The sequence below is a fragment of the Chromohalobacter sp. 48-RD10 genome (assembly GCF_029889785.1).
Lineage (GTDB): Bacteria > Pseudomonadota > Gammaproteobacteria > Pseudomonadales > Halomonadaceae > Chromohalobacter.
This window is the reverse complement of record NZ_JARANX010000006.1, coordinates 189,815-202,947: the sequence shown is the minus strand read 5'-3', so window position 1 is coordinate 202,947 and position 13,133 is coordinate 189,815. Positions and strand designations below refer to the sequence as shown.

The 13,133-nt window shown below is 64.0% G+C and carries 13 protein-coding genes; 6 read left to right on the top strand and 7 right to left on the bottom strand.

The features are described 5' to 3' along the window. The first annotated feature begins 21 nt into the window (after window positions 1–21). The 6 genes from OP496_RS09355 to OP496_RS09330 all read left to right on the top strand — a co-directional run bounded on the left by OP496_RS09355 (window position 22) and on the right by OP496_RS09330 (window position 5,761). Window positions 22–441: a hypothetical protein gene (locus OP496_RS09355; RefSeq protein WP_280563345.1), complete on the top strand. Its 420-nt coding sequence runs from the start codon at window positions 22–24 to the stop codon at window positions 439–441. Then, on the top strand, window positions 428–1,807 hold the full coding sequence (locus OP496_RS09350) for a nodulation protein NfeD (protein ID WP_280563344.1): 1,380 nt from the start codon (window positions 428–430) through the stop codon (window positions 1,805–1,807). The genes OP496_RS09355 and OP496_RS09350 overlap by 14 nt, the downstream gene beginning before the upstream one ends. Window positions 1,808–1,876: 69 nt before the next feature. Continuing rightward, complete coding sequence (locus OP496_RS09345; protein ID WP_280563343.1) at window positions 1,877–2,764, top strand: slipin family protein; 888 nt, start codon at window positions 1,877–1,879, stop codon at window positions 2,762–2,764. A 62-nt stretch (window positions 2,765–2,826) separates the two neighbouring features. Continuing rightward, on the top strand, window positions 2,827–2,964 hold the full coding sequence (locus OP496_RS09340) for a hypothetical protein (protein WP_280563341.1): 138 nt from the start codon (window positions 2,827–2,829) through the stop codon (window positions 2,962–2,964). Between the two features lie 333 nt (window positions 2,965–3,297). Continuing rightward, entirely contained in the window at window positions 3,298–4,788 is a 1,491-nt protein-coding gene (locus OP496_RS09335; RefSeq protein WP_280563340.1) for a SulP family inorganic anion transporter, read from the top strand. Window positions 4,789–4,903: 115 nt separating this feature from the next. Further along, on the top strand, window positions 4,904–5,761 hold the full coding sequence (locus tag OP496_RS09330; RefSeq protein ID WP_280563339.1) for a universal stress protein: 858 nt from the start codon (window positions 4,904–4,906) through the stop codon (window positions 5,759–5,761). Window positions 5,762–5,807: 46 nt separating this feature from the next. On the opposite strand, the gene OP496_RS09325 is transcribed toward OP496_RS09330, so the two are convergent. From OP496_RS09325 to OP496_RS09295, 7 genes are all read right to left on the bottom strand, one after another. Next, window positions 5,808–6,431, bottom strand: coding sequence for a hypothetical protein (locus tag OP496_RS09325; protein ID WP_280563338.1), 624 nt, complete (start codon window positions 6,429–6,431; stop codon window positions 5,808–5,810). A gap of 108 nt (window positions 6,432–6,539) precedes the next feature. Next, on the bottom strand, window positions 6,540–7,265 hold the full coding sequence (gene fabG, locus OP496_RS09320) for a 3-oxoacyl-ACP reductase FabG (RefSeq protein WP_280563337.1): 726 nt from the start codon (window positions 7,263–7,265) through the stop codon (window positions 6,540–6,542). Then, complete coding sequence (locus OP496_RS09315) at window positions 7,262–7,735, bottom strand: hypothetical protein (protein ID WP_280563336.1); 474 nt, start codon at window positions 7,733–7,735, stop codon at window positions 7,262–7,264. The genes fabG and OP496_RS09315 overlap by 4 nt, the downstream gene beginning before the upstream one ends. A 1-nt stretch (window position 7,736) precedes the next feature. Next, complete coding sequence (locus OP496_RS09310; protein ID WP_280563335.1) at window positions 7,737–8,939, bottom strand: beta-ketoacyl-ACP synthase; 1,203 nt, start codon at window positions 8,937–8,939, stop codon at window positions 7,737–7,739. Then, window positions 8,936–9,532: a DUF3261 domain-containing protein gene (locus tag OP496_RS09305; protein ID WP_280563334.1), complete on the bottom strand. Its 597-nt coding sequence runs from the start codon at window positions 9,530–9,532 to the stop codon at window positions 8,936–8,938. The genes OP496_RS09310 and OP496_RS09305 overlap by 4 nt, the downstream gene beginning before the upstream one ends. Beyond that, window positions 9,529–10,800 (bottom strand): NAD(P)/FAD-dependent oxidoreductase, encoded by a 1,272-nt coding sequence (locus tag OP496_RS09300; RefSeq protein ID WP_280563332.1) that lies wholly within the window; start codon window positions 10,798–10,800, stop codon window positions 9,529–9,531. The genes OP496_RS09305 and OP496_RS09300 overlap by 4 nt, the downstream gene beginning before the upstream one ends. After that, window positions 10,797–13,121: a hypothetical protein gene (locus OP496_RS09295; RefSeq protein WP_280563331.1), complete on the bottom strand. Its 2,325-nt coding sequence runs from the start codon at window positions 13,119–13,121 to the stop codon at window positions 10,797–10,799. Before OP496_RS09295 ends, OP496_RS09300 begins: the two co-directional genes overlap by 4 nt. Window positions 13,122–13,133 lie beyond the last annotated feature (12 nt).

Genomic DNA, 13,133 nt, shown 5'->3' with positions numbered 1-13,133 from the left:
GGCGAGCTCGAGGAGACGAACATGACGAGGTATCGGCACGCGGGTGACGCAATGCCTGCTGCAATGGGCATTGTCTTGCTGCTGGCGGTTGCGGGGATCACGACGGCCAGCGCGGAAGGCGTCAAGGTCTACGATCCCGATAGCGGGCGCTTGTTGCCGCTCGAGTCGCACCAGGTCGGACATGAAGGTAGACGCTACGACCGTGAGCGTCACGCCTGGCAGGGATGGCGTGAACACGGGTGGCGAGAAGGGCTTGATCGCGTCAGTGTGCACCCGTCGATCATCGTGCAGCCCAACGCGTCATCGTCGCCGGACGTCGAGGTGCGCTCTGCCACGTCCGAAGGTAGCCGCGTATGTCGTCGGGATGATGGCACCACTACCTGGTCCACGCGCTCCACGCCCTGTGCCTCGGCCTCGGAGAGTCGCGATGCTACGCCGTAATGACGGAGTCGCGATGCGCCGCTGCCTGATGTGGGCCTGCCTGGTACTCGCGGGTTTGGGATTGTCGTGGCTGGCGAGTGCGCAATCCGACGGGGGTGAAGCGCCCCACGGCGTGGTCCTGAGCATCGACGGCAGCATCGGCCCCGCCACCAGCGATTACTTTCAGCGTGGTCTCGAGCGTGCCGACGAGGCCGGCGCCTCGCTGGTGATTCTCGAGCTCGATACACCGGGCGGCCTGGAGGCCTCCATGCGAGACATGATCCGCGCGATGCTGGCCTCGCCGGTACCGGTGGTGAGCTATGTGACGCCCGCCGGGGCGCGTGCCGCCAGCGCCGGTACCTATCTGCTCTATGCCAGTCATATCGCCGCCATGACGCCATCGACACACCTCGGTTCGGCGACGCCGGTGCAGCTCGGCGGTGGCGGCGGTGAACCGACGGAAGGCGCGTCAGGGGAAGAAGATACTCAAGAAGCATCGTCATCAGCGATGGAACGCAAGGTTCTCGAGGATGCGGTGGCCACGATTCGTTCGTTGGCCGAGCGTCACGGACGCAACGCCGAGTGGGCTGAACGCGCCGTGCGCGAGGCGGCCAACCTCACGGCCAGCGAGGCCCTGGAGGCCAACGTCGTCGATGTCGTAGCGAGCGATCTCGACGCCTTGCTTACCCAGATAGACGGGCGAAGCGTGGTCATGGAGAGCGGTGAGCGTACTCTATCTACACAGGGCATGACGCTCGATCGCCAGCCGCCGGATTGGCGCGCCCAGGTGCTGGCGTTCATCACCAATCCCAACGTCGCCTATTTCCTGATGATCATCGGCTTTTACGGGCTGATCTTCGAATTGCTGAGTCCGGGCACGCTATTTCCCGGCGTGATCGGCGCCATCAGCTTGGTATTGGCCATGTACGCCTTCCAGATGCTCTCGGTGGGGTATGCGGGCCTGGTACTGGTTTTCCTGGGCATGGCGCTGGTCGTGGCCGAAGCGTTCGTACCCAGCGTCGGCGTGCTGGGATTCGGCGGACTCGCAGCCTTCGTCGCCGGCTCGGTGATGCTGATGGATGACACGCATCAGGCGCTGGCATGGCCTCTGGTAGGCGGCGTGGCGCTAGTGGCTGTCGGCTTCCTGTTGTGGGTGGTTATGCGCTTCGTGGGGATGCGTCAGCGCCGTCCGCAGGGCGGTCAGGAGGAAATGATCGGCCAAGAGGCCACGGTGCTGGGGGACTTCCAGGGACAAGGCAAGGTGATGGTACACGGCGAGCGCTGGCAGGCGCGCTGTGCATCGCCCGTGGCACGCGGTCAGCGGGTGCGAGTCGTATCCAGCGAGGGCTTGACGCTGGTAGTCGAGCCAATGACGGCAACCCCTTAGTCGCCATGCGGTGCCTGGGGCACGCCATCATTTATCGAGAAACATCGTTTATCGAGAAGGAGTAACGCCATGTACGCGAGTTATGCCTATCTAGTGCCGATTGTTCTGGTCGTGCTGTTGCTGTTCGCGGCGATACGCATCTTGCCGGAGTACAAGCGTGGTGTGGTTTTCTTCCTGGGCCGCTTCCAGTCAGTGAAGGGACCGGGGCTGTTGCTGTTGATTCCAGCCATCCAGAAAATGCAGGTCGTCGATCTGCGCACCGTGACGCTGGACGTGCCTGAGCAGGACGTCATCTCGCAGGATAACGTTACCGTGCGCGTCAACGCAGTCCTCTACTTCCGCGTGGTCGATCCCGAGAAGGCCATCATCCAGGTCGAAAATTTCGGTGTCGCGACCAGCCAACTGGCGCAGACCACCTTGCGCTCGGTGCTCGGTAAGCACGACCTCGACGAGATGCTCTCCGAACGCGATCGTCTCAATAACGATATCCAGGAGATTCTCGACACTCAGACAGAGGCCTGGGGCATCAAGGTCGCCAATGTCGAGATCAAGCATGTCGACCTCGACGAGAGCATGATTCGCGCCATCGCCCGCCAGGCCGAGGCCGAGCGTGAACGGCGCGCCAAGGTGATCCATGCCGAGGGTGAGCTGCAGGCCTCGCACAAGCTGGTCGATGCCGCCGATGTCATGGCCAGCAATTCCGCGGCGCTGCAGTTGCGCTATCTGCAGACGCTCAGTGACATGAGCAACAAGAACGCCTCGACCATCGTCTTCCCGTTGCCGATGGACATCATGGACGCCTTCAAAAGTCAACTGAACAAGGCGGGTGCCGCGCCGACAGGCAACGATACCTCGGACCATGACTCGTCGGACCATGACTCGTCGGACCATGACTCGTCGGACACGTCGTCGAGCCGCTCCCCCTCTGGATTCGAGACGCCAGACAACGAAGCGTGACAGGCGCCTGTCAAATCGAGCGGTTAGAGTGGCGCCTGTTTTTTCACCAGGAGCCCGGCGCCATGCTCGCTGACAGCCGCCATCTGGCGATTTTCGATCTCGACGGCACCCTGCTCGACGGTGACTGCACCGGCCTGTGGATCGCCTGGCGCGTATCGCCGAGTTGCGTGGCTGGCTTCGATTCGACTGGCGCGAGGTAAGTCCGTCTACAACCAAAGGTGCAAATGCAGCGTCGAGTTGGTAGAATCCTGTCCTTTTCTGGGCACATGACGCCATGTGTCCAAAACCGACCGTTCAAGGCCGATTTGATTTCATGAGCGCAACGCCGCCCTAGCGTTTCCCCTTTCCCCGGAGCGTTTCCCACGCTCTCCGCGGCCCCGATGGACGCACCATGCATCCGTCCGGGCCGTTTACGGCCGTCTTTTCGGTTCCCGTTGCATTCCCGACATCGGCATATCACACGATGCTCGTGTCCCGAATGAGCCGGCGTGCCGAGTAAAACTTCTGACCTTTCTCATCGACTGGACACACGCATGTACGCATCGATCAAACAACGCTGGTTCTCGAACGTCCGATCGGACGTCTTGGCCGGCGCCGTGGTGGCGCTGGCCCTGATCCCGGAGGCGATCGCCTTCTCGATCATTGCCGGGGTCGACCCCAAGGTGGGGCTCTTCGCGTCCTTTTCCATGGCGGTGGTGATTTCCTTTACCGGTGGCCGACCGGGGATGATCTCCGCCGCGACCGGTGCCATGGCGCTGCTCATGGTGACCCTGGTCAAGGAACATGGGCTCGAATATCTACTTGCCGCGACCTTGCTGACAGGGGTGTTGCAGATCGTGGCCGGCTATCTGCGCCTGGGAGCGTTGATGCGTTTCGTTTCGCGCTCTGTGGTCACGGGCTTCGTCAACGCTCTGGCGATTTTGATCTTCATGGCGCAATTGCCTGAGTTGACCGATGTGACCTGGCACGTCTATGCCATGACCGCCGCCGGTCTGGGGATCATCTACCTGTTTCCCTACGTTCCGGTTATCGGACGTGCGTTGCCGTCACCGCTGGTGTGCATCATCGTGCTCACGGCAATCTACATGCTGGGCGATTTCTCCATGGTGCGCACCGTGGGCGATATGGGCGAGCTGCCGGATACGCTGCCGGTCTTCCTGTGGCCGGACGTGCCGCTCAATTTCGAAACACTGGCGATCATCTTCCCGTATTCCGCGGCACTGGCCGTGGTGGGCCTGCTCGAGTCGATGATGACGGCAACCATCGTCGACGAACTTACCGATACGCCTAGCGACAAGAACCGCGAGTGCAAGGGCCAGGGCGTTGCCAACATCGCCACTGGCTTCCTGGGCGGCATGGCGAGTTGCGCGATGATCGGACAGTCGGTTATCAACATTAAATCCGGGGGGCGTACCCGGCTTTCCACGCTGTGTGCCGGGGTCATTCTGCTGATTCTGGTGGTCTTCCTTGGCGATCTCGTCGCGCAGATTCCCATGGCGGCACTGGTGGCGGTGATGATCATGGTTTCCATCGGGACCTTCAGTTGGGAGTCGCTGCGCGATCTGCGCAAGCACCCGATGTCGACCAATATCGTCATGCTGGCGACGGTTATCGTCGTGGTCGCGACCCATAACCTGGCGATCGGCGTACTGGTGGGCGTGCTGCTGGCGTCGTTATTCTTTGCCAACAAGGTCGGACAGATCCTCTATGTAGGTAGCGAGATGAACGAGGAGAGTCAGACGCGTGTCTATCGTGTCGTCGGCCAGGTATTCTTCACCTCGGCGGATCGTTTCGTGGAGTCTTTCGACTTCAAGGAGACCGTGGAACGTGTCCATATCGACCTGACCCGTGCGCACTTCTGGGACATCACCGCCGTGGGCGCGCTCGACAAGGTGGTCATCAAGTTCCGCCGCGAGGGCACCGAGGTGGAGATCGTGGGGCTCAACGAGGCCAGCGCCACCCTGGTGGATCGATTCGCGGTGCACGACAAGCCCGACGCCGTGGAAAAGCTCATGGGCCACTGAGTGAGTCGCGGTCTACGCCTTAAGGTGAGACGACAAGTCTTCCCGAGGCTGAGTATCATGCAATCACTCCCATTGCGATGGGACCTGAATAAGATCATCACAAGGAGCTCGCCACATGAAAGCACCTCACGTCATGGCGTGTATCGATGGCTCGAACTATTCGGAAGCCGTGAGCGATGCCGCGGTCTGGGCGAGCCAGCGCATGGATGTACCACTGTCCTTCGTGCATGTGCTGGATCGCAATCAGGCACCGAGTCAGTTCGATCCGCGCGGCAACATCGGGCTCGGCTCGCGCGAGCATCTTCTCGAAGAGCTGGCCAGCCTGGATGAGCAGCGTGGCAAGGTCGCACAAGAGCACGGTCGCTTGATGTTGAGCGCCTCGCGTGAGCGCGCCGAGGGGGCTGGCATTGCCGAGGTCGAAACACGTCAGCGTAATGGCGAGCTGGTCGAGGCCTTGACTGAGATCGAAGAAGAAGCGCGGTTGATCGTGTTGGGCAAGCGCGGTGAATCGGCGGACGCCTCGCCGGAGCACATGGGTAGCAACCTCGAGCGCGTGGTTCGTGGGCTGCATCGCCCGATTCTGGTGATTCCGGAGTCTTTCGCGACGCCGACACGCTATCTGATTGCCTTCGATGGCGGTCCAACGACGCGCAAGATGGTTGAATTGCTTTCGGAACGCCCGTTGCTGCGCGACCTGGAATGCCATCTGGTGCTGGTGGGGGCGGATACCGACGAGCATCGCGAGCAACTCGCCTGGGCGGAGAAACAGCTAGCGCCGACCAGTAGCGCCGTGCATACGCACATTATCGCCGGCGAGGTCGAGAAGGTGCTATGCGACTATCGGCAGGAGCATGATATCGATTTGCTGGTCATGGGCGCCTACGGGCACTCGCGCATTCGCCAGTTCCTGGTGGGCAGCACCACCACGGCGATGATTCGCCGCGCCCAGGTACCGTTGCTGCTGTTGCGCTAAGCGCCGCCATACAAGGGCCAATGAGCCACAGGATATAAGGCGTCGGTCACGTCGACGACGCCTCTTCTTCCTCGTGCTGGGTTGCCGCCGGCGGCTGGTGACTAAGAAACTCTCCCACGCGTTCCGGCTCGCTTTCGCCGACACGGCATAGCTGAACGGCGATCTCTGCATACTGCATCAGCACCGGTACCAGCAGACGCTGCCGCTCGGCATTGTCGCCGGTAGCGTGTGCCTCGCCGTTGAACCACTCGAAGAGTCGTGCCAGACGCGCATAGTTGGGATCGCCGCGCCCGCTATTGCCGCGCAGGGCATCGATGGACAGGCAGCGCAGCACGTTGCGCTTGTTGGGATCCAGTCCCTCTTTTTCCAGCAAGCGTTCGGCATGTTGCATGAAATGCTCGGCCAGTAATGCCGTGGTCTGCGTACGCCCATGGTGAGACAAGGCTTCGAGGCTATCGTGCAGGGCACGCTGCTGCTGGGAAAGCTGCTGCCACAGCGCCATGCCCAGCAGGGCCAAAATCGCCAGCGCACCCAGCGCAAGCACGAACGCACCCAGGGGAATCAGCGCCGAGGGCGGAAGCGGCCAGGCGAGGTCGGTAGCCGACAGCAGCACACCCCCCAGCAGGGCGATGGCGAGGAGTATGGCAATCATCAGAGTCAAGCGTTTCATCGATTCGTATCCATTGCCTCAAGCGTATGCCTCATTATCGGCTTCGTCGCGCCAAGCTTGATGGTGGCAAGTGACCTCCTCCCCAGAGGGTGTTTACAAAATAGCCTCTCAGCACATGCCGCCATTCACCGGCAACACCTGACGCGTCATATAAGCCGCATCCTTTGAGCATAGAAAGCTCACCGCGCCGGCAATGTCTTCGACCTGGCCGGTGCGTCGCATGGGGATCAGCTTGAGCACTTCTTCCTGGGATAGGTGATGTGTCATATCGGTGTCGATCCACCCAGGGGCGACGCAGTTGACGGTGATATGTCGCTTGGCCAGTTCGATGGCCAGTGCCTTGGTGGCGCCAATGATCCCCGCCTTGGCGGCGCTATAATTGACTTGGCCGCGATTGCCGATGAGTCCCGACATCGAGGCGATGGTAACGATGCGTCCCGGCTTGCGGCGCTGGATCATCGGCATGACCAGCGGATGCAGCACGTTGTAGAAACCGTCGAGATTGGTATGTACCACACTGTCCCAATCGTCTCCGGTAAGTGCAGGGAACGGGTTGTCGGCGGTGATGCCGGCGTTGCAGACCACGCCGAAATACGTGCCGTGGGCCTCGATGTCCGCTTCGAGGAGAGCGCGTGCCTGATCGCGGTCGGCCACGTCGAAACACACGAGGCGCGCCTCGCGGCCCAGCGCGCGAATTTCCTCGGCGACGCGCTCGGCGTCCTGCTCGCGCGAGCGGTAATGAAGGACGATATCGAAGCCGTCGTGCGCGAGGCGCAGGGCGGTGGCGCGACCGATGCCACGGCTGGCACCGGTCACCAGGATGGTGTCGGTCATCGAGCGTTTTGCCTTTCTGCAGGGGAAGAAGAAGTGTCCGGCGTCGGCTGGAAGATGCTCAGGCGTCCCTCGGCCAGGCGCTGGCCCCCTGCCGTCGAGAGAGTGCCGGCGAAGGCACGCACGCCGTTGTCGGCGACGAATTCCCGTGTCACCTGGACATGCACCGGCTCGCCGAGGGAAAAGTTATCCACATGGGCATGATAGCGCCGGCTGGCAATCAAGAAACCGGGCGGTGGCGGTGCGCCATCGATATGCGCCCAGACCCCGGCCCAGGCGGCGACGCCCTGGGCCATCCATTCGAGGCCGACCCATGCGGGAATCGCGCCGTCCTCGACGAAAAGATCGCTGTCCCCGGGCGTGATCTCGATGGTGGCGCCTTCGGCATCGTAATCCAGCAGCGTGTCGAGCAGACACATCGCGCCGTCATGAGGGACGAACGGCCTTACCTCACAGGGAAGCTGAAGGTGCATGTCATGCCTCCTCACGTGTCATCAGCAGCACGGCGTTATTACCGCCGAAGGCGAAGGAGTTGCTCAGCGCATGCTTGATCGGACGCGGTGTGTGCTCGGGCGTGACCGCAGGCATGACATAGTCGAGTGGCGGCAACTCGGGATCGGGCATGGCGTCGAAGACATGCACCGGCAGGCGTCCGCGGTCGAGCGCCAACCAGCAGAACGCGGCTTCCAGCGCCCCGGCGGCGCCCAGGGTATGGCCGGTCAGGGCCTTGGTCGAGCTGCACGGCGGCGAGGTGGCAAAGAGCGCCGCGACCGCCTTGGCTTCCATGCTGTCGTTGTGGGGCGTGCCGGTGCCGTGCAGGTTGAGGTAGTCCACTGCCTCGGGCGCGTAGCCGCCCATTGCCAGGGCTTGGCGCATCGCCTCGTGCGCGCCGCTACCATCCGGACGTGGCGCGGAGACGTGATAGGCGTCGCTGGACTCCCCCGTGCCGCTGAGCTGAATGCCGCCGGCTTCCGGGGTGACCACGAATAGCGCCGCCGCCTCGCCGATATTGATGCCGTCGCGCTGCGCGGAGAACGGCAGACAAGGCTGCTCGCTGATCGCTTCCAGGCTGGCGAAGCCGTTGACGGTCAAACGGCAGAGGCTATCCGCGCCTCCCGCGATGACCGCATCACACGTCCCGCTGGCCAGCAGGCGTCGCGCACTGGCCAGGGCCCGTGCGCTGGAGCTGCACGCCGTGGAAAGCGCATATACCGGCCCCTGGGCGCCAATGCGCTGGGCGACGAAGTGTGCCGGCGCACCGAGTTCCTGATTGGCATAGCGGAACGTCTCGGGTAACGGCCCCTCGCGGCCTGCCTCGGCCACGGCGCGTTCGGTCTCGCCGATGCCCGAGGTACTGGTGCCGATGACCACACCGATGCGTTCGGGCGCCACCGACTCACGCAAGGTGTCGAGCGTGTCATGCAAGCGTTGCATGGCGAGTGCCAACAAGCGGTTGTTGCGGCTGCGCTGCTCGGGTGGCCAGTCGTCCCAGTCGGGAAGCGCGCAGGTGATCATGCCCAACGATAGCTCGCGCTCGGGAGTGAAGGCAGCGCTGGATGTCAGCCCGCGTTGCCCGTTGAACAAGGCAGAGGCGATGGTCTCCAGGTCGTCGCCGAGGCTACACACCACGCCGGGACGCGATAGACGACAGGGTTGGCGGTTGGCGGATAGGCTCATCGCGAGGCCTCGTGGTCGGTGGACGAATCGAGCGGCGCGATGCGCAGTCGATAGTCGCCTTGAAAATCTTCCAGCACTACGTCGCTGTCACTGTTGATATCGCGTTGCGACGGGGGGGGCGTGATGCGCGCGACCCGCTCGCCACGATAGACGATCAGGCGCTGTTGGCGATCCTCGTCGAGCGTCCATTGGCTATCGGAGAAGGCTTCCTCGAGCGCCGCACGGGGCCACAGTGACCATTCCAGTCGCGTCGCCAGCCAGTCCGGCGAAAACGGCAGGGCCTCCTCGCGCGGCGCGTCGCCCTGCTCGAAGCGGCTGCCCGACGCGTCGCGCACCAGTGTCGTCAGGCGCTGTCCGTAGGGCGTGGTCAGCACCACGCGCAATTCATCCGAGGCCAAGCGCAGCACGGCGATCAGCGTCTGTGTGCTGTCGTCCTTGTCGTCCGGGATGAAGGTCAGGCGCCGGGTGAGTGTCTCCGAGCGTTCGGTCTGATCCAGTGCGGGATGGGGCGCGATGGGTGGTGTCAGCGAACAGCCACCGAGCAGCATCAGACCACACAGCGCGAGCGCCAGGGGGAGTCGTGGCAGGCTCATGAGCGTACCTCGTCGCGTTGTGCGCAGACCTCGGCAAGCGTCGCCAGGCGGCGTCGTGAAGCGGTGACGAAAGGATTGTCGCGGTCCCAGGCGTAACCGGCGAGCACGCCGCTGATCCAGCGTTTGAAGCGCGGCGGGGGCGCTTCGTGAAAGACGATGGTCTGTAGCGTACCGGCGTACCACGCCTCGACGAAGGCGCGGAAGGTTTCCACACCGGCGCGCAGCGGCGCCTCGAAGTCGGCGTGCCAGTCGATTGCCTCGCCGCGTAGCTGGCGGTCGACCAGGGGCGCGGCCAGGTGCGCCGAGTGCAGGGCAATGGTGACGCCGGAGGAAAACACCGGGTCGAGAAATTCTCCGGCGTTGCCGAGCAGTACGTAACCGGGGCCGTGCAGGCGCGTGACGCTGGCCGCGTAGCCGCGTATCTCGTTGACCTCGCGCACGCGCCGCGCCTGATGCAGGAGTTGGCGAAAGCGGGGCTCACGGTCGATCAAGGCTTGCCAGCGCGCCTCGGGGTTGTCGCCATGCGCGGCGAGGGTCTCGATATCACCGACGACGCCCACCGAGGCGCGTCCATCGGCGAAGGGGATCAGCCAGTACCAGATGCCGGCGTCCTCTGGATGCACGCCGATCAGGATCTTCTCGCGGTCGTAATCGGCGTCCTCGATACCATCTTCGACATGGCTGAAGATCGCCATGCGCGGCTCAGCGCGCGGATCGCGTTCGAGTGCTTCCAGACGTGCTAGTACCCGGCCATAGCCGCTGGCATCGAGCACGAAACGCGCGCTCAAGTGGCGCGTCGTACCCTGTTCGTCCTCGAGTTGCAGTGTGGGACGTGAGGCGTCGGCGTCGAAGGCAGTGACCGTGGTACCAAACTCGAGCGTCGCGCCCTGGGCCTCGGCGGCGTGGATCAGGCGCTGGTCGAAGTCGGCACGCGGGACCTGATAGGTGGTGCCCCAGCCGGGGGTGGATTTGTCGCGGAAGTCGATAGCGGTGGTCCGCGAGTGGCGCGTGAAGGCGGCGCCGTTCTTGGGCTGATAACCGGCGGCCTGGACCGTTTCCAGCAAGCCGGCTGCCTCGAGATAGGCCATGCTCTGTGGCAGCAGACTTTCGCCGATGGCAAAGCGCGGGAAATGGCTGCGTTCGATGACATGCACACGCCATCCGAGACGGCTCAGGCGCGCGGCGGCCGCCGCTCCGGAGGGCCCGGCACCGATGATGGCGACGTCGCAGTCGGTGGCTTGCGGGGATGCGTCGGTGTGCATGTTCATCCTGCGTCTCCTCGTGGCCCGGGCCTGAGCAAGTAGACCAGCCCCCACACCGCGGCCAGACCGATCAGGCAGGTCAGGCCGAGATAGTGAAGTGCCGGGGTGGCACTGAAAGCGAGCAGCCCGAAGGCCAGCAGACTGGTCAGCGTGGACAGGCTGATGGCCAACCAGGCGGCGGCCTGGCGGGGATGCTCGGCATTGAAGATACCTGCGTCGAGGCCGATGCCCAAGACCAGCAACAGCCCCAACTGACTGAAGACGTTGAGTGGGATGCCGGCCACCGCGAAGCTCGTCAATACGATCAGCGTAGCGCCCAGCGGGGGCAACAGCGCTCGCCAGGTACGACGACGATAGCGCAGGGTCAGCCCCGCGCCCAGCAAGATGAGACCCAAGGCCAGCCATTCGGCGATATGCGTGCGCAGCTCGCCGAGCAGCCCGGACAGGCGCTCGATGCGATCGACATAGGTGACGCCGGGCGTGTCGGCGGCGAGTTGCCGCAAGGGCGCCTCGCCGTCGCCGTCCGCGACGCCCTGAAGCGCCACGCTGGCGGCGATGTCACCGTCGTTGGTTTTGCCCAGCCACAGGCGGCGTTGCGTCTCCCCGAGCGGCGAGTCGAGCCAGGTGGCGACATCCAGCACCGGGCTCTCCTCGAGGCGCGCGCGTGCCCGCTCGGCCAGTGTATCCGGCAGGTTCGCGCGTTCAAACAGGTTCGCGAGTGGGGCCTGATAAAGCCGTTCGACACGGGCCAGGTCGGCGTTTTGCCGCTCGGGTGGCGGCACGCTGTCGGCAAGATCGACGTGTCCGCTGATCACGCCCTGGCGTTGCAGCTTGTCCAGCGGCGCGTGCAGGGCGTCCAGTCGTCCGAGTAGTGCGGCCTCGTCGTCGCCGCGCACCAGTAAATAGTGCGTGCCGGTATCGTTGCCTAAATGCTGTTGCACGATGCGCTCCTGCTCGAGCAAGGCATCGGGCGATGAACTGAGCAGTCGCAGGCTGTCATCGCTATGCAGGCGCCAGACACAGACCGTCACCAGTATGACTGCCGCCACGCCGACGATGCCGGGCTTGAGGTGCCACGGCGAGCGAGTGAGGTGCTCCCAGCGTGTCGCCAGGCGCGCGGTGGCCGGCGAGACGGGTAGACGCAAGCGAGGCAGCCATAGCACTACCGAGAGCCAGGCGCCCAGTAGCCCCAGTGCGGCGAAAACCGCCATCTGGCGCAGGCCCGGCAGCGGTGTGAGGGTCTGGGCGAGGTACGCGACCAGGCTCGATGCCAAGCCCAGTGCGAGTCCGGGGAGTAGGACGCGGAGGCGAAAGGCGCGGCCAGCGATGGCCCGATGACTCTGCAGGTGCAGGGCGTAATCGATGGCGATGCCGATAAGGCTGGCGCCGAAGGCCAGCGTCAGCAAGTGCAGGCTGCCGAACAATGCCAACGTCAGGGTCAGCGCCATCAGCAGGCCGCTGCCTAGCGGCAACAGTAGCGCAAGCAGAACGCGCGGCGAGCGAAAGACGATCAGCAGCACCGCAATCAGGCCGAGCAATGCGCCCAGGCCGATGGTCGAGATCTCGTGCTTGGCTTGCTCGGCGCCGGCAGCGGCATGAAAGATCAGTCCCGAGCGTAGCAGTGTCGCTTCGGGGTGATTGGCCTGAAAATCCGCCAATGCCGTCGTCAGGCGCTGCTGAGCGTCCGGCGCGTAGGGTGAGGCGGCGAGCTCGCCGATCAGCAGATCGAAACGCTGGCCGTCGATATCGATGCTCAGACGGCCGTCGCGCGGGGTGACGCGACTCGTGGTGCGCTCCTCGAGCCAGGCATCGAGCAGTCCGAACGGGTCGCGTAGCGGATCCGGGCGCGCGTCGGGTGAGAACAGCGTCTTCAGTGCGGGTTCGACCAGTGAGTCACCGCCGTCGGCATCGATGGCCTGGCGTATCTCGGGGCTCAGTAGGCGATAGCGATAGGTATCGAGTGCCGCCTGAGGATCGTCGTCGAGTAGATCGGTGTCGCGCCAGGTCAGGGTGTCGATCACCGGCGCAGCGCCATCGTCCTCGGTGGGCTCGGCGAGCACCTCGGCCAGCGCGGGCGTGACGCTCGATAGATCGTCGGCATGCACCAGGAGTACGAAGCGGTCCTCGAAACTCGTGCCCAGCTTGTCACTGGCACGCTCCACCAGAGGGGCTTGACGGTCCTCCGGCAGCATGGCGGTCAGCCGGGTGTCTGCAGGCAGGCCGTCGCGCAGCAGCCAGCCGAGTGCCACCAGACATAGTAGATGGGCGGCTAGCCAGGCCCAGGCGAGATAACGGGGCGCGCGCGTGGCGGTGGGCAGAGGCGACATGGGAAGTCCTGG